We start from the raw sequence: 20,648 nt of genomic DNA on the forward strand, positions 1-20,648 counted from the left end.
TCGGCGGGTTCTGACCGCTAAGATGCGCGCTCTTGAAATTCCAAGCCGGGTCTATGGCCCGGTGAAACCACGGGAAAAGCAACATGGCTGGAAGCGTCAACAAGGTGATCTTGATCGGAAATGTCGGGGCAGACCCGGAAATCCGGCGCACGCAGGACGGCCGGCCGATCGCCAACCTGCGCATCGCCACCTCGGAGACCTGGCGCGACCGCAACAGCGGCGAGCGCAAGGAAAAGACGGAATGGCACCAGGTGGTGGTGTTCAACGAAGGCCTGTGCAAGGTCGTCGAGCAATATGTGAAGAAGGGCGCCAAGCTCTACATCGAAGGCGCGCTGCAGACCCGCAAGTGGCAGGACCAGAACGGCAACGACCGTTACTCGACGGAAGTCGTGCTGCAGGGCTTCAACTCGACACTGACGATGCTTGACGGCCGCGGCGAAGGCGGCGGCGTCAGCCGTGGCGGCGGTGGCGGTTCGAGCGACTTCGGCGGCGGCGGCAACTATGGCGGCGGCGGTTACGACGATTACGATCAGCCTCGCCAGTCCTCGGGCGGCGGCCGTTCCGGAGGCGGCCAGGGCGGTCAAGGCGGCCAGGGCGGTGGCTTCTCGCGCGACATGGACGACGACATTCCGTTCTGATGACACGCAAATCCTATTGACGAAAACGCCACGTCCTTGCGACGTGGCGTTTTCGTTGTGGCTTCGCTGGGACGTTGGCCAGGGTCCCGATCTAAACCGCCATCGCCGACTTCACCCCGTCGACGACGAATTGCACCGCCAGCGCCGCCAGGATGACGCCCAGCAGGCGTGTGAGGATGGCGCGGCCGGTGACACCCAGAAAGCGATCGACGCGTTCAGCGATGACCAGCGCCAGGAAGAGGCTGAGCATCGACAGGGCGATGACGATCAGGAGCTGAGTGCGCTCGACGGCGGTCGGGAACGAGCCGGCAAGCAGGATCGTTGCCGAAATTGCGCCCGGGCCGGCAATGAGCGGCAGGGCCAGCGGAAAGACCGCGATGTTGTGAATGTGGTCCTTGACCGTCGCGTTCTCGCCGGTCTTTTCCTTGCGCTCCTGGCGTTTCTCGAAAATCATCTCGAAGGCGATCCAGAAGAGCAGCAGGCCGCCGGCGATGCGAAAAGCGCCGATCGAGATGCCGAGCAGTCCGAGGATGCTGTTGCCGAAGAGTGCGAAGGCGGCGAGAATGAAGAAGGCGATCAGCGAGCCGCGTGTGGCCACCTGAAAGCGTTCCTGGCGGCTGAGCCCGACGGTGAGGCTCAGGAAGGTCGGCGCGAGGCCGGGCGGATCGAGCGTGACGAGAAGCGTGGTGAGCGCATTGACCAACAGGTCGACATTGAACATCCGTTTCCCCTTCCGGATTTCGCCCCGGGTTTTCCCGGTGGCATGGCTACATTGTTAGGCAAGCGGCCGGGCATTGGGAAGGGGCAGACAAACAAAGTCTCAGCAATGACTTAATCAGCAATCGCTACGCCCAGGTGAGGCGCAAACGGGCGCCGCGGACGTCATTGGCGGCCCGGCTCTTCCGATTTCGCGCGCCATGCCCTACAAAAGCCTGCTCCGGCGGCAAAAGACTGTTCACAACTGCCGTGCGGCTCATCGGTCCCTGCTGGGATTACCGCGTGAATCGCACAGCGAATCAAGGCATTACAAGGACATCTTCACAGTCCGGCGGACAAGTGGCGCCGAAGGCCGCAAATTGGCGCTTCCGATGGCAATCCGCTATAAATATCCGACTGATTCTGAACAAAGATCGTGATCACCATTGACTGAGCAAAGCACCCCCGGCGGCGGAAAAACTCCGCCAGGCATCGAGCCGATTTCCATCATCGAGGAAATGCAGCGGTCCTATCTCGATTACGCGATGAGCGTTATCGTCAGCCGCGCGCTTCCCGACGTGCGTGACGGTCTGAAACCCGTGCACCGCCGCATCCTCTACGGGATGAGCGAGCTCGGCATCGACTGGAACAAGAAATACGTCAAATGCGCCCGCGTGACCGGGGACGTGATGGGTAAGTACCACCCGCACGGCAACGCCGCGATCTACGATGCGCTGGCGCGCATGGCGCAGGACTGGTCGCTCCGCCTGCCGCTGATCGACGGCCAGGGCAACTTCGGCTCCGTCGACGGCGACCCGCCGGCAGCAGAGCGCTACACCGAATGCCGCCTGCAGAAGGCCGCCCATTCGCTGCTCGACGATCTCGACAAGGAAACGGTCGACTTCCGCGACAACTATGACGGCACCCTGCAGGAGCCGGCAGTCGTTCCCGCGAAGTTCCCGAACCTGCTAGTCAACGGCGCTGGCGGTATCGCCGTCGGCATGGCGACGAACATTCCGCCGCACAACCTGGTCGAAGTCATCAACGGCTGCATGGCGCTGATCGACAATCCGGCGATCGAACTGCCGGAACTGATGGAAATCATCCCGGGTCCGGACTTCCCGACCGGCGCGCTCATCCTCGGACGTTCGGGCATTCGCTCGGCCTATGAGACCGGCCGCGGCTCCGTCATCATGCGCGGCCGCGCCCATATCGAGCCGATGCGCGGCGACCGCGAGCAGATCATCATCACCGAGATCCCGTTCCAGGTGAACAAGGCGACGATGATCGAGAAGATGGCCGAGCTGGTGCGCGAGAAGCGTATCGAGGGCATCTCGGACCTGCGCGACGAATCGGACCGCCAGGGCTACCGCGTGGTGATCGAACTCAAGCGCGACGCCAATGCCGATGTCATCCTGAACCAGCTTTACCGCTACACGCCGCTGCAAACCTCGTTTGGCTGCAACATGGTGGCGTTGAACGGCGGCAAGCCGGAGCACATGACGCTGCTCGACATGCTGCGCGCCTTCGTCTCGTTCCGCGAGGAAGTCGTTAGCCGGCGCACGAAGTACCTGCTGCGCAAGGCACGCGACCGCGCCCATGTGCTCGTCGGCCTTGCGATTGCCGTCGCCAACATCGACGAAATCATCAAGCTGATCCGCACGGCGCCGGACCCGCAGACCGCGCGCGAGCAGTTGATGGAGCGCCGCTGGCCGGCCCACGACGTCGAGAGCCTCATTCGCCTCATCGACGACCCGCGTCACCGCATCAACGAGGACGGCACCTACAACCTCTCGGAAGAGCAGGCCCGCGCCATTCTCGATCTGCGCCTGCAGCGCCTGACAGCGCTCGGCCGCGACGAAATCGGCGACGAACTCAACAAGATCGGCGAGGAAATCAAGGATTACCTCGACATCCTGTCGTCGCGCCTGCGCATCATGAGCATCGTCAAGGACGAGCTCATCGCCATCCGCGACGAGTTCGGCACGCCGCGCCGGTCCGAGATCATGGAGGGCGGCCCCGACATGGACGATGAGGATCTCATCGCCCGTGAAGACATGGTCGTGACGGTCTCGCATCTCGGTTACATCAAGCGCGTACCGCTGACGACCTATCGCGCGCAGCGCCGTGGCGGCAAGGGCCGCTCCGGCATGGCGACCCGGGACGAGGATTTCGTTACCCGGCTATTCGTTGCCAACACCCACACGCCGGTTCTGTTCTTCTCCTCGCGTGGCATCGTCTACAAGGAGAAGGTCTGGCGCCTGCCGATCGGCACGCCGCAATCGCGCGGCAAGGCTCTGATCAACATGCTGCCGCTGGAACCCGGCGAACGCATCACGACGATCATGCCGCTGCCTGAGGACGAGGCGACCTGGGAAAACCTCGATGTCATGTTCTCGACGACGCGCGGCACGGTTCGCCGCAACAAGCTGTCGGACTTCGTCCAGGTCAACCGCAACGGCAAGATCGCGATGAAGCTCGAGGAAGAGGGTGACGAGATCCTCTCCGTCGACACCTGTACGGAGCGTGACGACGTCATGCTGACGACAGCGCTCGGCCAGTGCATCCGGTTCCCGGTCGATGACGTGCGCGTCTTTGCCGGCCGTAACTCGATCGGTGTTCGCGGTATCAACCTCGGCGACGGCGACCGCATCATCTCGATGGCGATCCTTGGCCATGTCGAGGCCGAACCGTGGGAGCGTGCAGCTTATCTCAAGCGTGCAGCGGCGGAACGTCGGGCGACGAATGGCGACGAGGAAGAAATCGCCCTGGTCGGCGAGGAAGTCGCTGACGGCGGAGAGCTGTCGAACGAACGCTTCGAGGAGCTGAAGGCACGCGAACAGTTCGTGCTGACGGTCTCGGAGAAGGGCTTCGGCAAGCGCTCGTCGTCCTACGATTTCCGCACCTCTGGCCGTGGCGGCAAGGGCATCCGCGCCACCGACACCTCGAAGACGACGGAAATCGGCGTTCTTGTTGCTGCCTTCCCGATCGAAGACAACGACCAGATCATGCTCGTCTCCGATGGCGGCCAGCTGATCCGCGTGCCGATCAATGGCGTCCGGCTTGCGAGCCGCGCGACCAAGGGCGTCACCATCTTCTCGACCGCCAAGGATGAGAAGGTTGTGTCGGTCGAGCGCATCAGCGAGCCGGAGAGCGATGAAGAGGAAGGCGAAGAAGCCGGCATCGAAAACGGTGTGCCGGAAACGCCAGCCGAATCCGAGGATTAAGCGCTTCACTTGAAGTGCCAAGGAAACAGAAAGCCCGCCATTTTGGCGGGCTTTTTCGTGGGGCGGCACCAGTATCGAGCCGTCGGCGGGAGCTGCCTGAAATCAGATCTCGGTGCTCGCGTCTGCGAGCGCAGTGCCACGAATATAGGCCCGCAGCCCCGCGGCAAGCGCGTCGAACGTGACGCGACAGCGGGGCGCCGTCTTCAGGTTCTCGTGCATCACCAGCCAGGTGTCGAGCTTCATCTCGAACAGGTCCGGCAGCACCGGGAGAAGATCGGGATCGCGCGCCGCAAGCCCGTTCTGGCAGATACCGATGCCGAAGCCGGCGCGGATTGCAGCCAGTTGGGCAAGGTTGCTATCGGCTTTCAGCGCAAAACGTGTCGCCGGCAGTTCCGGCGAGCGGGCGACGATCGCCCGGATCGCCGCCGTCTCGCGGTCATAGCCGATCAGGCTGTGATCGCTAAGCTCGGCCAGTGTCTGCGGCATACCGCGTCGCTCGATGTAGCGTCGGTGGGCATGAAAGCTCAAGGGAACCGCGCCGAGATGGCGGGCGATCAGCGCATCCTGCGCGGGTGCCACCATTCGCACGGCGATATCGGCCTCCTGACGCAAGAGGTCTTCGACCATGTCCGAGGCGGAGAGTTCGATCGTCAGCTCCGGATAGGCCTCGTGCAGTTCTGTGAGGATCGGCGGCAGCACCTCAATGCCGATGACTTCGCTGGCACTGACGCGCACTGTGCCGCTGACAGTATCGCGCTGGCTCGAAGCGGCGCGCAAGAGCGCAGCCGACGTCGCGGCGAGCGTCTCGGCATAGGGCTTGAGCGCCAGCGCGGCATCGGTCGGCAACAGGCCGTGCGGGGAGCGCACGAACAGCGGATAGCCGAGTGCGGCTTCCATGGCGTCCACGTGCCGGCCAACGGTCGGCTGCGTCAGGCCAAGCTCGCGAGCGGCGGCCGACAGCGATCCCTCGTCAAGAACCGCGAGGAAGGTTCGATAGAAATCCCAGCTCAAATCCATCTTGTTCATGCATTTCAGTATAGCCGTGCAATATTTTTCGGCAATTCCGTTTAGCGCGTGAATCCGTGATCCTGCCTTCATCGAAACGGATGGAGCGTGACATGACCGAGATGCAGCAGAAAACAAGATGCGTGCTGGTGCTCGGCGCGACGGGCGGTATCGGCAGCGCCGTCGCGCGCGGGCTCAAAAGGCGTGGCTGGCAGGTGCGTGCCTTGAACCGAAACGCCGCGACCGCGGCGCAGACCGAGCCGGCGTTCGACTGGCGGCAAGGCGACGCCATGAACGCGAGCGACGTTCGAACTGCTGCCGAAGACGTCGATCTGATCGTGCACGCGGTCAATCCGCCTGGCTACCGCAATTGGGGCACCCTGGTGCTGCCGATGCTCGACAATACGATCGCTGCTGCCAAGGTCACCGGCGCACGCATCCTTTTGCCAGGAACGATCTACAATTTCGGCCGCGACGCTTTTCCCGTCCTGACGGAGGACGCACCGCAGAACCCGGACACCGACAAGGGCCAAATTCGCAAGGAGATGGAGCGTCGCTTGAAGGATGCGTCGGAGGCGGGTGTCGGCGTCATCATCGTCAGGGCAGGCGACTTCTTCGGTCCCGGTGCGGCCAATAACTGGTTTTCGCAAGGGCTGGTGAAACCGGGCAAACCGTTGGGCGCGATTACCTATCCGGGCCGCGAAGGCATCGGCCATCAATGGGCCTATCTGCCCGATGTGGCCGAAACCATGATCCGCCTTGTCGAGCGCGCCGAGGACCTGCCGCTTTTCGCCGTCTACCACATGCAGGGCTTCCTCGACCGCAATGGCACCGAGATGATTGCGGCGATCCGCCGGGTCGTTGGCAAGCCCGCGCTTCCCGTCCGCACCTTCCCGTGGTGGCTGATCGACCTGGCGTCGCCCTTCGTTCCGCTCTTCAGGGAGTTGCGCAAGATGCGTTATCTCTGGCGTGAACCCTTGAGAATGCCGAACGAACGGCTGCTCGCGGTGCTCGGTGAAGAGCCGCACACGCCGATCGACGAGGCTGTCGCAACGACGCTCCGCGGGCTTGGTTGCCTGAACGACCGGCCGGCGCTTCGACAAGGGGTCGCCGCAGGCTAGGGCGCGCCCATGTCCAGGATCGATTTCGACCAGCCCTCTATGCCTGTCAATTCCGGAAGACGAGGCAAGCGCCGCCGCTCTTGCGAATCGTGGCGCAGAGCTTGTTTGCGTCCGCCTGGGTCTCGCGGCCGATGCGTGCGGCGTAGCGAATCCTGAGGCCAAAGCTGGCATTGCGTTCGCGCAGGAGAAGCGCCTTCTCGCTGCGGATCGGCTCCGGCAGGCGCTTGACGGCGCTGACGAACAATCGCTGCGCCACCGACTTCTGGAAATGCGCGGCAAGCTGCACGCCCCAGGGCGCCCATTCCGCCTCGTCGATCACCTCGATGTCGCGCAGATTGCGGGTGCTGGCGAGTGCCACGCAGCCGTCGATGAAGGTCTTGTTCTTGTCGAGCGTCAGGTCGAGGATCTTTGGCGGATTGTCGCGCCAGTCCTCGACGCTGTAAGCGGTGATCGCAAGCACGTAGTTGCGCGTTTCCGCCGGCAGCCAATCGACCTCGAGAAAACGTTCGAGCCCGTTCTCGCCGGCATTGTAAGCGGCAGCCGCATAGCCGAGATTGCCGTAGCGCGACTTGAGTTCGTTCAGATATTCCGCCGACTTGCCGAGCGCCTCGACCACATCGAAGCTGTTGTTGAGCCCGCGCATCTTCGCCGTTCCCGGCATGAATTGCGCGATGCCTTCGGCACCCTTCGGACTGACGGCATTGGGCCGGAACAGACTTTCGCGCCAGATCAGTCGGGCGAAGAAGGCCGCGGGCAGGTCGTTGACCGTCGCATAGTGGTCGATCACGCCGCAGATATCGCGGGCGAAGTTTTCCTTGCTGATGCAGAGCGACTTGGCGGGGTCGGTAGCCGACGGGCCGGAATAGACGCATTTGGGCCCTGGAGCGAGATCATCGATACGAGCCGCCGCGGGGACGGCGCTCAGCGACGGAATGCTGACAGCCAGCGCCAGTGCCGCTTTCGCGACACGTGCCCAGGCGCCCGATCTGACCTTCTGCCGAAGACCCACGTCAAAATGTTTCCAGAAACAGTCCTTGAAGGTTCATAGCATCTCCCGCCGCCTCGACAAACGACCATTGTCGAGGCGACGCCGCGGCTTAGCGCGGCGAGCCCGTCTGGAGCACCAGTTGCATGAATGTCAGGTCGAGCCAGCGGCCGAACTTCGTGCCGACCTCGCGCAGTCGGCCGGTATCCTCGAAACCCAGTTGGGCATGAAGGCGGATCGAGGCTGCGTTCTCCGACTCGATCCCGGCGATCATCACATGCTTGCCCAACCGCTCGGCCTCGGCGATCAGCGCTTCCATGAGTTTCCGGCCAATACCGCCACCGCGCCGATCCTTGTGAACATAGACGGAGTGCTCGACCGTGTGGCGGTAGCCATCGAAGGCGCGCCAATCGCCAAAGGACGCATAGCCGATGACATCGCCTTCGTCCGAGACCGCCACCAGCACCGGATAGCCCGCGTCCGTGCGCGCCTTCAGCCAGGCTGTTCGATTGGCGACATCGACCAGGGTATCGTTCCAGATCGCTGTCGTGTTCGCCACGGCGTCGTTGTAGATGTCGCAGATGATTGGCAGATCGTCTTGGATGGCCGCCCGGATCAGCATGCTTGCTCCTCGCATTCGTTCACTATATGACTACGATATGAATACTAAAGTGGACAGCCTGGATCAACGGCTCAGTGAACGAATTCGTCTGGAAAGAGAGGCGCGCGGTTGGTCGCTGAGCGATCTTTCGGAGCGCTCGGGCGTATCGCGCGCGATGATCCACAAGGTCGAGCGGGGCGACAGCAGCCCGACGGCGACGCTGCTGGCAAAGCTCGCCGGTGCGTTCGGGCTCACCATGTCCAGCCTGATCGCGCGGGCCGAGATGAGCCAGGGCAGGCTGTCGCGACGCCAGGATCAGGCGGTGTGGCGCGATCCGCAGACCGGCTACCTCCGGCGCCACGTGTCGCCGATGTCGGACCTGCCGCTCGAGCTGGTCGAGGTCGAGCTTCCGGCCGGCGCCGAGGTGCCGATCCCGGCATCCGCCTATGCGCTCCATCGCCGGTGGATATGGGTGAGTGCAGGGCGCCTGACCTTCGTGGAAGGGCTGGAGACCCATACGCTTGGCGTCGGGGATTGCCTGGAGCTCGGCCCGCCGCAGGATTGTGTCTTCCGCAACGCCGGCGGAGAGACCTGTATCTACGCCGTCGTTCTGTTGCGGACGGGGTGAGCTTAGCGGTCGAGCTCTGCGATGGCGATCCGCGCCATTTCGAGGTCGTTCTCGACACCGAATTCGTCGTTGTCTTCCAGGAACCAGGCTGCGGAAAGCCCGGCATAGGCAAGCACCCAGTTGAGGATGCGGTGTGGGTGAAGCCCGGTCTCCATGGCGACGATGGGCAGATGCCGCTGCAGCCGGCCCGGAGCGGTAACCAGGGGCAGTTCGGGATTGCAGAAGAGGTTCGCATAGTCGTAGCCGCGATCGCCGAGCACGCGTTTCGGGTCGATCGCCAGCCAGCCGCGGTCGCCGAAATCGAGAATGTTGGCGTGGTGGACGTCGGCATGCAGGACGACCGGCGGTTCGGGATCGGCTAACAGGCTTTTCGCCGCCTCGAGCGCGCGGGCAAAGAGCCCGCCTTGAGCGGGAGCGGCCGCCTCCAATGAAGCGAACCACTTGTCGAGCGGCACGAGATCGCTGGGAACCGGTGTGGAGCGCGGCGCATGAAGCTCGGCGACGGTGCGGCAGATGATGCGTGTGGCTTCCTCGTCGCTTCCGGTCATCGCCATGTGGAAGAGGTTGCGCTGGCTGTCCGTGCGCTCCATCAGCACCGCGTCGCCATCGGCTTCATAGACTTTTGCAGCGCCTTGCCCGTTCCAGTAGAGCAACGGCAGGCGGCCATACTTCTCTTCCGGGTCCTCGGCGACCTTGAGCATCGCCTGCTGGCCGCGATAACGGACGGGGTAAAGACGGCTGGAGGGGGTTACGATGACGTCGCCGTCAGGATGCAATGACCATTTTTCTGAATATAGCGAAAACATAAGCTCTTCATTCCCAAGGACAAATGCTCCGCCAAGGAGGCGGAGCATTGCCATGTGGGAGTGTCAGGCGACCTGTTCAAGGGCCGGATAGTCGGTATAGCCCTTGGCGCCACCGCCATAGAAGGTTGCCTGATCCGGCGCGTTGAGCGGCGCATCGCGCTTCAACCGCTCGACGAGATCCGGATTGGCGATGAACGGCTTGCCGAAGGCGACGAGGTCGGCTTCGCCGTCCTTGACCGTCTTCACGGCGAGCGCCCTGTCATAGCCATTGTTGGTCATCCAGGCTGCCTTGCCGCCAGCGGCGACATAGGTCGAACGCAGCGCGTCGTAGTCGAATGGCTGGTCGCCCTGCTGGTGGTCGCGCGGGCCGCCGGTCGCGCCTTCGATGATGTGGATATAGGCGAGGGGATAGCGGGCGAGATTTTTGACCACATGGCCGAAGACCTGCTGCGGCTGCGGATCAAAGGCATCGTTGGCAGGGGTGACAGGCGAAAGGCGGATGCCGACCCGGCCGGCGCCGATTTCATTCGTCACGGCATCCATGACCTCGAACAGGAAGCGGGCGCGGTTCTCGATCGAGCCGCCATAGGCATCCGTGCGGTGGTTCGAACCCGAACGCAGGAACTGGTCAATGAGATAGCCGTTGGCCGCGTGGATCTCGATGCCGTCGAAGCCGGCGTCGATCGCGGCGCGTGCGGCCGCGCGGTAGTCCTCGACGATCGCCTTGATCTCGGCGATCTCCAGCGCATGCGGCTCGGAGGTTTCGGCAAAGGAACCGGTACCGTCGGCGTTGACCAGATAGGTCTTGGACTTGGCGCGAATGGCCGACGGGGCCACGGGCTTGCCGCCGCCCGGCTGCAGCGAATCATGCGAAATGCGGCCGACATGCCACATCTGGACGACGATCCGGCCGCCCTTGGCATGCACTGCGTCCGTCACCTTGCGCCAGCCGTCGAGCGCTTCCGGCGTATAGAGGCCCGGCACGTCGGCATAGCCCTGGCCCTGCTGGGTGATTGCCGTTCCCTCCGTGATCAACAGGCCGGCCGTCGCACGCTGCTCGTAATAGGTCACGTTCAGGGTGTTCGGAACAGCGCCCGGCGACCGGTTGCGGGTCAGCGGCGCCATCACGACGCGGTTCTTCAGCGCGATGTCGCCGATGGTGATGGGGTCGAAAAGCGAGGCCATGGGAGGTCCTTTCAGGGAGGAGGTCTGCTTGGGGAGAAGGTGCGTCTTAGAGATCGCCGAGGCTCTTGAGGAAGGCGGCGATCGTCTCTTCATCGCGGCGGTAGAAAATCCATTGGCCAACCTTGCGGGTGGTCACCAGGCCGGCGCGCTGAAGCACAGCGAGATGCGAGGAAACGGTCGACTGCGACAGGCCGCAGCGTTCGAACTGGCCGGCACATACGCCGAGATCGAGCGGATGCTCCTGGCTCGGAAAATGGCGCTGCGGCTCCTTCAGCCAGGCGAGGATGTTGACCCGCACGGGATGGGCAAGCGCCTTGAGGATTTCGTCTCGGTCCATCGTATATCGCCGTATCGTGTTTTATCGATAGATGTATCGCTAAAACACGATATTCAAATCACAAGACCGTGAGCGTGCTGCAGGCAAAAAAAGAGGGCCTCAAGAAAACTTGGGCCCTTGTAGTTGTGAAGGTAATAAGAACCTCCAGAGGGGAACAGCTAATGCGGTGGCGGGGAGGAGAAGCCACCAAGAATGCATCAGCTGCATTTTAATATGGGAAGCGAAGTATCGGCTTTCAATAGCCGGCTGTGATTTTCGTCACGGTTCGCCTGTATCTAACAGTAGACAAAAAAAGAGGGCCACAAGATGACTTGGGCCCTTATAAGTTGTGAAGGTAATTAAACCTCCAGAGGGGAACAGCTGCTGCGGTGGCACTGGGAGGAGAAGCCACCAAAGATGCATCAGCTGAGTTTGGTATGCTGCTTTTTTGGGCGCGCAACAATCATTTTCTGTGCATGACAGCCATGTCATGCGCGCATCCCTGCCTATTTCTGCGGTGCACAATAAAAATGCGCCGCACAATAAAGTCGGCGCATTGGTAATATCGATTTAAAAACAGAAGGTTGGCAGTCTCTCGGGAAAATGCTCGGAAAATGAGCATTCGCGCGGAGCGCGCTAGAAGTTCCAGTTGCGGGCCTTGGCGACGATGTAGTCGCGGAAGACCTTGAGCTTGGCTGCGTTCTTCATCTCGTCCGGATAGCAGAAATAGGTATCGAAAGACGGGATGTCGGCGCTGATCGGCAGCTGGATGAGGCCAGGGTCGCGGCCGACGATATAGTCGGGCAGCATGGCGACGCCGATGCCGAGCAGGCAGGCGCGCTTGATCGAGGTCTGGCTGTTGATCTGCAGATGCGACACGCGCGGATTATCGGAATCGCGGCCGGCGATCTCAAGCCAGTTGACGTCGAGCAGATAGTTCGGCGCGGGCTCGCCGAAGGTGATGATGCGGTGGTTGTCGAGATCCTCGACGGACTGCGGCTCGCCATACTTGTTGATGTAGGACGGAGCTGCATAGACGTGCATGTGCACGGTGAAGAGCTTGCGCTGGATGAGATCCGACTGCTGCGGCTGACGCAGGCGGATGGCGCAGTCCGCATGGCGCATGTTCACGTCCAGTTCCTCGTTGTCGAGGATGAGCTGAACCTGCACCTCTGGGTGCAGCGACATGAATTCCTGGATCTTGTCGGTGAGCCAGCCCTGGCCGAGACCGACCGTGGTGGTGATGCGCAGCTTGCCGCTCGGCTTGTCGGTGGTCTCGCTCAGCTGGACCTTGACGCTTTCGAGCTTCATCAGCACTTCATGCGCGGTGCGATAGAGGATCTCGCCCTGTTCGGTGAGGATCAGGCCGCGCGCATGACGGTGGAACAGCTTGATGCCGACATCCTGCTCCAGCGAGCTGACCTGCCGGCTGATCGCGGACTGCGAAAGATGAAGCTTGTCTGCCGCATGGGTGAACGACCCAGCCTCGGCCGCCGCGTGAAAAATGCGCAGTTTGTCCCAGTCCAGCGACATGAAGTCCCCCATAAGAAACCACTCCGGAAGACGGGGTCCTGTCTTCCGGGCGTGGCTGATGCATCTGTTCCCACACGGGCGAGGTGCCTCAGCGACACCACCCCGATTCGCAGCTTCTATTCGGCTGCAATTGCGACGGGCATATGACCCGCCAGGTATTTCTCGGCCTCAAGCGCTGCCATGCAGCCCATGCCGGCCGCCGTAACCGCTTGACGGTAAATGTCGTCCGTCACGTCGCCTGCGGCAAAAACGCCGGGCACGTCGGTCGCCGTCGAATCGGCTGCGGTCCAGAGATAGCCGTTGGACTTCTGCCGAAGCTTGCCTTTGAAAAGTTCGACCGCCGGCGCATGACCGATTGCGACGAACACGCCGTCGGTGACCATGTCGGAGGTTTCTCCGGTCTTGGTGTTGCGCAGCTTCACGCCGTTGACGGAAGCGGGCATCGGCGGCTTGGCCGGCGCGCCCAGGTATTCCGTGACTTCGTGATCCCAGATCACCTTGACGTTCGGCTTGGCGAACAGGCGCTCCTGCAGGATCTTCTCGGCGCGGAAGGAATCGCGGCGGTGAACGACGGTCACGGTCTTGGCGAGGTTCGACAGGTAGAGCGCTTCCTCGACGGCCGAGTTGCCGCCGCCGACGACGATCACGTCCTTGTTGCGATAGAAGAAGCCGTCGCAGGTGGCGCAGGCCGAGACGCCGAAGCCCATGAAGGTCGGTTCGGTCTCGATGCCGAGCCACTTGGCCTTGGCGCCGGTGGCGATGATCAGTGCGTCCGCCGTCCAGTCGTTACCGCTGTCGGTCTTGATGCGGAACGGACGAACCGACAGATCGACATCGGTCACGAGATCGTTGACGATCTCGGCGCCGACATGGGTCGCCTGCTTCAGCATCTGTTCCATCATCCAAGGGCCCTGGACTGGATCGGCATAGCCCGGGTAGTTTTCGACATCCGTCGTGATCATCAACTGGCCGCCCTGTTCCATGCCGGCGATCAACACGGGCTCGAGCATGGCGCGCGCCGTATAGATGGCGGCGGTGTAGCCAGCCGGGCCGGAGCCGATGATCAGCACTTTCACGTGACGGGCAGTCATAATCTTGTCCTTCGTTCATCGGAGAGGATTGCGTCCCCATCCGATTCCATTGCGTCAATGGGAAATCGTTCCATACTTTAGGTATTCCCCACCATGACTTTCAAGAGCGCACAGCCTGATACACACAAGTGCTTGAGCCTGAAGCCCGGTTTTGCCACCAGATGACGCGCTTAAGGCACAGGGGGCGGCCCGGCATCGATCCGCGTCTCGCGCCGGAGCGCGCGGCGGCAGTTGAGCGCACTTCGTGTCGCTTCTGACGATGTCCACCTCTATTTGCACATCTGCCGGCATCGCCAACGCCGTTTTCCCGCGAATAGTCGGCCGGGCTGCTTGTTGTCCAGCGGGTTTGACGATATTTCACGCGGATTCACTTTGCTGGAGAAGCATATGGGGTTGAATGCCGGCCGTGCATGGTTGCACTGCGAACGCGCTGCGCTCGGCCACGCACCGACTCGAGACGACCTTGCCCTTGACGAGCGCGCCTTGCCGAAAATCTCGACCGAGACGATCGCGGCAGCGCCGGGATAGGGACGCATCAGTCGACGTCGCCCACGATCGGGGCAACCTCACCATCGGCAGACACAAGTTTTCGACTTTGCCTCGCGCTCAAAGTCACCACGAAAAGGACGAACGTTCATGACGAAACAAGTCGAGCTCGACGCTATCGATCTCAAGATCCTTCGCGAGCTCCAGCGTGATGGCCGGATGACCAATGTCGATCTCGCGCAAAGGGTCGGCATCTCCGCGCCGCCGTGCCTCCGGCGCGTGCGCAAGCTCGAAGAGACGGGCGTCATCAAGGGCTATCACGCGCTCTTGAACGCTCCGGCGCTCGGCTTTGATCTCGTCGCCTTCTGCATGGTGGGCCTGAAGCGCCAGTCGGAAGCCGATCTCAAGGCCTTCGCGGCCGCCACCGCCGAATGGCAGATCGTCCGGCAGGCCTGGACGGTTTCCGGCGAAAGCGACTTTCTCCTGCATTGTGTCGCCGAAAACCTCACGACTTTCCAGGATTTCGTCATCGAAGTGCTGACGGCCAACGAACGCGTCGATACGGTGCGCACGATGCTGACCATTCGCCAGGTCAAGGATATCGGCCTCGTCCAGATCTAAGGCCTGCCCATGAACAAGCTTCCGCTGTCCGCCTTCATCATCTGCCAGAACGAAGAAGCCTATCTCGGCAATTGCATCGAGAGCCTCGAGCAATGCTCAGAAATCGTCATCGTCGATTCCGGTTCGACCGACGGAACGCCGGCACTCGTGCAGTCCTATATCGACAATGGCTGGCCGATCCGTTTCCTGCATGAGCCGTGGCGGGGCTATGCCGGCCAGAAGCAGTTCGCGCTTGATCAATGCACGCAGCCCTGGTGCTTCAACATCGATTCCGACGAACGCCTCGACAAACCGCTGAAGGCGCTGCTGCCGTCACTGCTCGATGCGCCACCGGAGACGGTTGGCTGGCGCGTCGCGCGCAGGCCCTACCTGATCGGCTACGGCTACACGCCGGAGCGCGCGCACGAGCGACGGAATCTGCGGCTTATCCGCCAGGGCAGGGGCCGCTACGACCTTAACCAGAAGGTCCACGAAGGCATCGTGCCGGATGGCGCGGTCGGCGCTGCCCCCAAGGGCAGTCTGCTGCACTACCGGCCGCTGATCATCGACGAGCAGATCCTCAAGGAAAACAAGTATTCGACGCTCAAGGCCGACCAGCAGTTCGCCGCCGGCAAGTCGGCGCGGCCCTACAAGATGCTGTTCAGCCCGCCGCTCTATTTCCTCCGGCTCTATTTCCGTAACGGCCTGTGGCGCTGCGGCTTTCCAGGCTTCATCGAGGCGATGACGGGGGCGGTCTACGCTTTCCTGACTGCCGCCAAGATCTATCAGAGGCACGCGCTGAAGCGCCACCCGAACCATGACGACATGGATCGGCGGCAGAACCAGCGGTGAGGTTTCCATGAAAGTCATGCATTTTCACTTCGGCAAGGACGGTGGCGCTGAGCGCTTCTTCGTCCACCTGGTGAACGCGCTCGGCGAGCGCGGCGTCGAGCAGACCTCGGTTATCCGGCCGGGACGCATCTGGCGGAAGGACATCGAGGGCGCGACGCGCATCATCGAAAGCAACTTCCGCAACCTGTCGCTCGACCGCATTCTCTTGCCGATGAAGGTCAGCAGCATGGCGCGGCGCGAGAGGCCCGACGCGCTCTTTGCCTGGATGCCGCGCGCCAGCCGTCTGATGCCCAACTACAAGGGCTGCATCAAGATCTCGCGTCTCGGCGACTATCCGTTGCGCCTCGATTATTTCCGCAACACGGATTGCCTCGTCTGCAACACGCCGGGCATTGCCGAGCATGTGCGCAAGATCGGCTGGAAGCGCGACGTCGAGGTGATTTCCAACTTCACCGGAACCGAGCGGGTCGCGCCGATCAGCCGCGCTACGCTCGACACGCCTGAGAACGTGCCTGTGGTCATGTCGATGGGGCGCTTCGTCCCGCGCAAGGGTTTCCACACCCTGATCCAGGCGATCGCCAAGGTGCCGGATGCCTATCTCTGGCTGGTGGGTGACGGCGAGGAGCGGGCAAACCTGGAAAAGCTCGCTGCCGACCTCGGCGTGTCGAAGCGCGTGCGCTTTGCCGGTTGGCAGAAGGACACGCGGCCTTTCCTTGCGGCTTCGGATATCTTCGTCATGGCATCGAGCCATGAGCCGCTCGGCAACGTTATCCTCGAATCCTGGGCGCAAGGCACGCCTGTCGTGTCCAGCCGATCGGAAGGACCGCAATGGTTCATGCGCGACGGCGAAAACGGCTTGATGGTCGATATCGGTGACGCTGACGGCTTTGCCCAGGCGATCGACCGCATCGCAGGCGATCCGTCGCTGGGGGAACGCCTTGCGGAACGCGGCCATGAGACGCTGATGAACCAGTTCTCGAAGCAGGCGATTACCGACGCCTATCTGAAGCTCTTCGCTTCGAAGCGCTAAGAGAGTTTAGTGCGAGGCTGCCACGCGGTGGCAGCCTGTCAGAGACGCATCAGGCGTTCATAGACGGCGTTGATCGCGCGGGCCTCGCCCTCGATCGCAAAAGATGCGCGGGTTAGGCCTAGACCGTTGGCGCCAGCCAAGGCCCGGCGGTGATCATCGTCCATGAAGCCGGCAGTCGCCTCGACCATCGCCTGCAGATCGTTGGCGGCGATCACCGTTCCGGTTTCCTGCTCGCCGACGACGACCAGTTCCGAAAATGCGCCGACGTCGGTTGCGATAACAGGAACGCCAGTTGCCATCGCTTCGAGGGGCGTCAGCCCGAAACCTTCCCAGCGCTGCGGCGCGATGAAGAGATCGAGCCCACGATACCAGTCCGGAATGTTGGTATGTTCGCCAACGAAACGGATGCGGTCGGTGAGCCCGGCCTTTGCGACCCGTTCTTTCAACTCGTTCTCGAATGCGACATGCGGGCCGGTCGCGCGACCGGCGACGATGGCACTCCAGCCGGGCCGGCACGGCAAAAGCGCAATCATGCTATCGACGAAGAGATCGGTGCCCTTCTGCTTGCGCACTCGCCCGAAGCAGCCGACATATTTTTGCGCCGGATCCAGGCCGAGCGCGGCCTTGGCCGCACCTGCGTCGGCCGGTGGCTGGAAGCGCTTGGTGTCGATGCCGTGAAGGATGACCGTGTTCGGCACCTGCAAATAGGCGGAGGTCTTGCCGCTCGTCGCGATCACCGCGTCCATACGCGAAATCAGGAACTTGCTCCAGCCGGTGTGGCGGCGCTGAGAAGCGGAGGTGAAGACGATCTTCAGCTTCATGCCCAGCAGGTCGCGCAGCACGATCGCCGGCAGCATCTCGACGTTGCGGCGCGCATGCCAGACCCGGCAGGGCCGGCCGTCCGGTGCGCTCCACAGACGCAGAAGATCGCGGAAGCGGATCGAGGGCAGTGTGTCAGGCAAGCCCGGACCAAGCACGGCGATCTTTTCGCCGAGCGCGCGCTGGATCGGAATCAACTGGATGATGGTAGACGTCACGCCCGAGAGACGGCGCTTGAAATTGGGAGCGATGACCTCGACGTTCCGGATATCGGCCACGAAAGCGCACTCCTTGCGCGAGCAATGATCGTCTTTGGGAGAAAGAGAAAAGGGGGCGAAGGAAGGCTTCGCCCCTAACTGGGGCTGATCAGCCCCAGTTGACGGCGAGAATCTCGTAGGCCTTGGAGCCGCCGGGGGCGTTCACTTCGATGGAATCGCCGACTTCCTTGCCGATCAGCGCGCGGGCGATCGGCGACGAGATCGAGATGCGGCCGGCCTTCACGTCGGCTTCCTGGTCGCCAACGATCTGGTAGGTCTTTTCCTCTTCGGTGTCTTCGTCGACGAGCTTCACCTTGGCGCCGAACTTGATCTTGGAGCCGGACATCTTCGAGAGATCAATGACTTCCGCGCGGGCGATCAAGTCTTCGAGCTCGGTAATGCGGCCTTCGTTGTGGCTCTGCGCTTCCTTGGCAGCGTGGTACTCGGCATTTTCCGACAGGTCGCCATGTGCACGGGCTTCGGCAATAGCCTCGATGATTCGCGGTCGTTCTTCCTGCTGGCGCCAGCGCAGCTCCTCCTGCAGGTTGACGAATCCGCCCTGGGTCATCGGCACTTTTTCGACCATTTCAATGTCCTTCATCAAGCACGAGGCGCCGCCCTTTGGGCGGCGCCAACGCAAAAGAAAACGGTCTCCGGCGCGCAAACGCCGGAACCGTCCGAAACTTCGAACCTTCGTTATAGCAGAAACGGAAGCGCGAAAGCCAGATATTTCGCCGTCGTCCACCGAACCCTGAAATGCCGCTGCAACTTGTGGGGGAGGCGACGGGGTGGCAAGCTGCGCAGAAAGCGCTTTACCTCAACTGCGGTTGAGGTCGTAACAGAAGTGTTCCGAAGAGATAGCACGAGGTACGTTGGGCATGGTTCTGGCGAGGGACGAAACGAAGGCAGGCTCAGGCGATACCGCACTTCAGGAGGACGGCCGCTGGAGCGAACTGCTGCGGCCAGACTATCTGGCGACGACGGCTGCCCTTTGCCTCGGGGTCGCGTTGTTCGCCTTCAACGAGTTTTTCGTAGCGACCGCGCTGCCCACAGCCGTCGAAGAGATCGGCGGCGCTACGCTGTTGTCCTGGGCCGTCACGCTCTATCTCGTCTTTGCCATTCTCGGCGGCGCTGTTGCCGCCACGCTCAAGTCCAGGTTTGGCGCACGCGGGACGCTGATTGCGGCCGCGCTCATCTTTGTCGTCGGCACCTTCGTCGCGACTGCCGCCGGCAGCATGCCGCAGGTCCTCGCCGGTCGTGTGTTTCAAGGATTCGGCGAGGGGATCATTGCAGCGGTCTGCTACGCGCTGATCCCCGAACTCTTCCCGCCGCGCCTGGTCCCGAAGGTATTTGGAGCCGAGGCCATCGTCTGGGCAACGGCGGCCTTTGGCGGCCCGCTCGTATCCGGCTTCCTGACGGAATACTGGTCATGGCGTGCGGCCTTCGCCGTCAATGTTCCCGCAACCGTCATCTTCGTCGCGCTCGTTCTGTGGATCGTGCCGGCACGCAAGGTGCCATCGAGCGACACGCCTCGCCCAATTCCGCTTCTGCGGCTAACCGTCGTCGGTTCCGGCATATTGCTGATATCGGTCTCAAATACGGCGAGCAGCGTCCCCCTGATGGCGGCGGCGCTGGCAACGGCGCTGACCATCCTCTGGGCGGCCGTCGCAACAGACCGCCGGGCAGAGCATTCGATCCTGCCCGCCGGTGCTTTTCAGCTCACAAAACCGCTCGGCACCGGACTTTGGGTCGTGCTGCTGATGCCCCTCGCTCAGGCGTCCGGCTCGGTATATCTCATCTACGGCCTGCAACATGTCTGGAGTTTCAGCCCTACGACCGCTGGCTTTTCCGCAGCACTGATGGCGATATCCTGGAGCGTGACCGCAATCGCCGTCGCAAGCCTGCACTCTCACGCTCTGCGCGTGAAGTTGATCCCTGCGGGTCCAGCGCTTCTCAGTCTCGGGCTTGCTGGCCTGATGGTCGCCTTCGCGATCGACGATTACCGGCTGGTCTTCCCGAGCCAGATCGCCGTTGGCGCAGGGTTCGGCATATCGTGGGGCACGCTCAGCCAACTGATGATGGACGTCTCCTTGCGAGGAGAGCGGGACAAGACCTCGGCGTTTCTGCCGACATTGCAGTCGGCCGGTTATGCGATCGGCGCGGCGATCTGCGGGCTGACGGCCAATCTTCGCGGTTTCGACGAGCAGGCGAACGTTGCCACGATGCACGCCGCCTTGTTCACGGTCTTCGTCGTCGCGTTCCTGATCTCCACGGCTTCTCTGTATTTGGGTGTCAGAACCGTGCGGCTCGCAGCGAGCCACGCGCGTCGTGATCGGGGCAGAACGGCTGCCGAGGCCCTGGCGGCAGACTGATCAGTGCGATCAAGCGCAGGATGGCTGTTCCCGCGCTTTGCTCTTGGTACTGATTCAGGCTGCAGCTGACAGAGACGCGCCGACGTGGCGGCGGGCGAGCAGCGCCCGCTGTTCGATGCCCCGGCCGATGGAAGGCACGATCGTTGCCAGCAGCTTGCGGTTGCTGGAGAGGACCTGGACCTTCAGCGAACCATAGTCGGCATCGCGGCCGATCTTGTCTGCGATGCGCTGGCCGTAATAGAGGGCCGATCCCTCGTCGAAATGGCAGATACCGTCTTCATCGACGAAGTGCTCGTCGCCCCACAGCAAATCAAAGAAATAGAGTTGCACGATCTTGCCCCATGTCGCGCCCGCCGGCGAAGCCGCCGATCTCTCTGTGCGCAGGGTCATAGAAACATGT

General features: G+C 62.4%; 20 protein-coding genes. 8 read left to right on the forward strand and 12 right to left on the reverse strand.

What is annotated here, in order from left to right; translation table 11 throughout:
• The first annotated feature begins 83 nt into the window (after positions 1–83).
• Positions 84–638 (forward strand): single-stranded DNA-binding protein, encoded by a 555-nt coding sequence (locus L981_RS09245; RefSeq protein WP_043614270.1) that lies wholly within the window; start codon positions 84–86, stop codon positions 636–638.
• A gap of 91 nt (positions 639–729) precedes the next feature.
• Here the strand turns inward: L981_RS09245 and L981_RS09250 are convergent, their stop codons facing one another.
• On the reverse strand, positions 730–1,359 hold the full coding sequence (locus L981_RS09250; RefSeq protein WP_043614273.1) for a MarC family protein: 630 nt from the start codon (positions 1,357–1,359) through the stop codon (positions 730–732).
• A 421-nt stretch (positions 1,360–1,780) separates the two neighbouring features.
• Between L981_RS09250 and gyrA the strand changes: the two genes are divergently transcribed.
• On the forward strand, positions 1,781–4,561 hold the full coding sequence (gene gyrA / locus L981_RS09255; RefSeq protein WP_043614278.1) for a DNA gyrase subunit A: 2,781 nt from the start codon (positions 1,781–1,783) through the stop codon (positions 4,559–4,561).
• 102 nt (positions 4,562–4,663) lie between these two features.
• Here the strand turns inward: gyrA and L981_RS09260 are convergent, their stop codons facing one another.
• The gene (locus L981_RS09260) at positions 4,664–5,587 is read right to left on the reverse strand and encodes a LysR family transcriptional regulator (RefSeq protein ID WP_043614281.1); all 924 of its coding nucleotides are present in this window, start codon (positions 5,585–5,587) and stop codon (positions 4,664–4,666) included.
• A 92-nt stretch (positions 5,588–5,679) separates the two neighbouring features.
• Here L981_RS09260 and L981_RS09265 point away from each other — a divergent pair, with 92 nt between their 5' ends.
• Positions 5,680–6,687, forward strand: a complete 1,008-nt coding sequence (locus L981_RS09265) for an NAD(P)H-binding protein (protein WP_043614284.1) — start codon at positions 5,680–5,682, stop codon at positions 6,685–6,687.
• A gap of 46 nt (positions 6,688–6,733) precedes the next feature.
• Here the strand turns inward: L981_RS09265 and L981_RS09270 are convergent, their stop codons facing one another.
• Both L981_RS09270 and L981_RS09275 read right to left on the reverse strand, forming a co-directional pair.
• A complete protein-coding gene (locus tag L981_RS09270) occupies positions 6,734–7,696 on the reverse strand; it encodes a lytic transglycosylase domain-containing protein (RefSeq protein WP_043614287.1) in 963 nt (320 codons plus the stop codon).
• 88 nt (positions 7,697–7,784) lie between these two features.
• A complete protein-coding gene (locus L981_RS09275) occupies positions 7,785–8,294 on the reverse strand; it encodes a GNAT family N-acetyltransferase (RefSeq protein ID WP_043614290.1) in 510 nt (169 codons plus the stop codon).
• 37 nt (positions 8,295–8,331) lie between these two features.
• Here L981_RS09275 and L981_RS09280 point away from each other — a divergent pair, with 37 nt between their 5' ends.
• On the forward strand, positions 8,332–8,901 hold the full coding sequence (locus L981_RS09280; RefSeq protein ID WP_043614293.1) for an XRE family transcriptional regulator: 570 nt from the start codon (positions 8,332–8,334) through the stop codon (positions 8,899–8,901).
• Positions 8,902–8,903: 2 nt separating this feature from the next.
• Here the strand turns inward: L981_RS09280 and L981_RS09285 are convergent, their stop codons facing one another.
• From L981_RS09285 to trxB, 5 genes are all read right to left on the reverse strand, one after another.
• Positions 8,904–9,707 (reverse strand): aminoglycoside phosphotransferase family protein, encoded by an 804-nt coding sequence (locus L981_RS09285; RefSeq protein ID WP_043614296.1) that lies wholly within the window; start codon positions 9,705–9,707, stop codon positions 8,904–8,906.
• A gap of 63 nt (positions 9,708–9,770) precedes the next feature.
• The gene (locus tag L981_RS09290) at positions 9,771–10,892 is read right to left on the reverse strand and encodes an alkene reductase (RefSeq protein WP_043614299.1); all 1,122 of its coding nucleotides are present in this window, start codon (positions 10,890–10,892) and stop codon (positions 9,771–9,773) included.
• 46 nt (positions 10,893–10,938) lie between these two features.
• Positions 10,939–11,229, reverse strand: coding sequence for a helix-turn-helix transcriptional regulator (locus L981_RS09295; protein WP_043614302.1), 291 nt, complete (start codon positions 11,227–11,229; stop codon positions 10,939–10,941).
• A gap of 615 nt (positions 11,230–11,844) precedes the next feature.
• Complete coding sequence (locus L981_RS09300; protein ID WP_043614622.1) at positions 11,845–12,741, reverse strand: LysR family transcriptional regulator VtlR; 897 nt, start codon at positions 12,739–12,741, stop codon at positions 11,845–11,847.
• A 116-nt stretch (positions 12,742–12,857) separates the two neighbouring features.
• On the reverse strand, positions 12,858–13,832 hold the full coding sequence (gene trxB, locus L981_RS09305) for a thioredoxin-disulfide reductase (protein WP_034791290.1): 975 nt from the start codon (positions 13,830–13,832) through the stop codon (positions 12,858–12,860).
• A 636-nt stretch (positions 13,833–14,468) separates the two neighbouring features.
• Here trxB and L981_RS09310 point away from each other — a divergent pair.
• Genes L981_RS09310 through L981_RS09320 form a run of 3 tightly spaced genes read left to right on the forward strand, consistent with a single transcriptional unit; the run spans position 14,469 to position 16,800 of the window.
• The gene (locus tag L981_RS09310) at positions 14,469–14,939 is read left to right on the forward strand and encodes an Lrp/AsnC family transcriptional regulator (protein ID WP_043614306.1); all 471 of its coding nucleotides are present in this window, start codon (positions 14,469–14,471) and stop codon (positions 14,937–14,939) included.
• 9 nt (positions 14,940–14,948) lie between these two features.
• A complete protein-coding gene (locus tag L981_RS09315; protein ID WP_043614309.1) occupies positions 14,949–15,770 on the forward strand; it encodes a glycosyltransferase family 2 protein in 822 nt (273 codons plus the stop codon).
• Between the two features lie 7 nt (positions 15,771–15,777).
• The gene (locus L981_RS09320) at positions 15,778–16,800 is read left to right on the forward strand and encodes a glycosyltransferase (RefSeq protein ID WP_043614312.1); all 1,023 of its coding nucleotides are present in this window, start codon (positions 15,778–15,780) and stop codon (positions 16,798–16,800) included.
• A 38-nt stretch (positions 16,801–16,838) separates the two neighbouring features.
• On the opposite strand, the gene L981_RS09325 is transcribed toward L981_RS09320, so the two are convergent.
• Complete coding sequence (locus L981_RS09325) at positions 16,839–17,897, reverse strand: glycosyltransferase family 4 protein (RefSeq protein ID WP_043614315.1); 1,059 nt, start codon at positions 17,895–17,897, stop codon at positions 16,839–16,841.
• Between the two features lie 88 nt (positions 17,898–17,985).
• Positions 17,986–18,462 carry a transcription elongation factor GreA gene (gene greA / locus L981_RS09330; protein WP_034791305.1) on the reverse strand — a complete coding sequence of 159 codons (477 nt, stop codon included), beginning with the start codon at positions 18,460–18,462 and terminating at the stop codon, positions 17,986–17,988.
• 292 nt (positions 18,463–18,754) lie between these two features.
• Between greA and L981_RS09335 the strand changes: the two genes are divergently transcribed.
• On the forward strand, positions 18,755–20,248 hold the full coding sequence (locus tag L981_RS09335; RefSeq protein ID WP_052201689.1) for an MFS transporter: 1,494 nt from the start codon (positions 18,755–18,757) through the stop codon (positions 20,246–20,248).
• 54 nt (positions 20,249–20,302) lie between these two features.
• On the opposite strand, the gene L981_RS09340 is transcribed toward L981_RS09335, so the two are convergent.
• Positions 20,303–20,638 carry a hypothetical protein gene (locus L981_RS09340; protein WP_052201690.1) on the reverse strand — a complete coding sequence of 112 codons (336 nt, stop codon included), beginning with the start codon at positions 20,636–20,638 and terminating at the stop codon, positions 20,303–20,305.
• Between the last annotated feature and the right edge of the window lie 10 nt (positions 20,639–20,648).

The organism is Ensifer sp. ZNC0028, from assembly GCF_000799055.1.
Taxonomy (GTDB): domain Bacteria; phylum Pseudomonadota; class Alphaproteobacteria; order Rhizobiales; family Rhizobiaceae; genus Ensifer.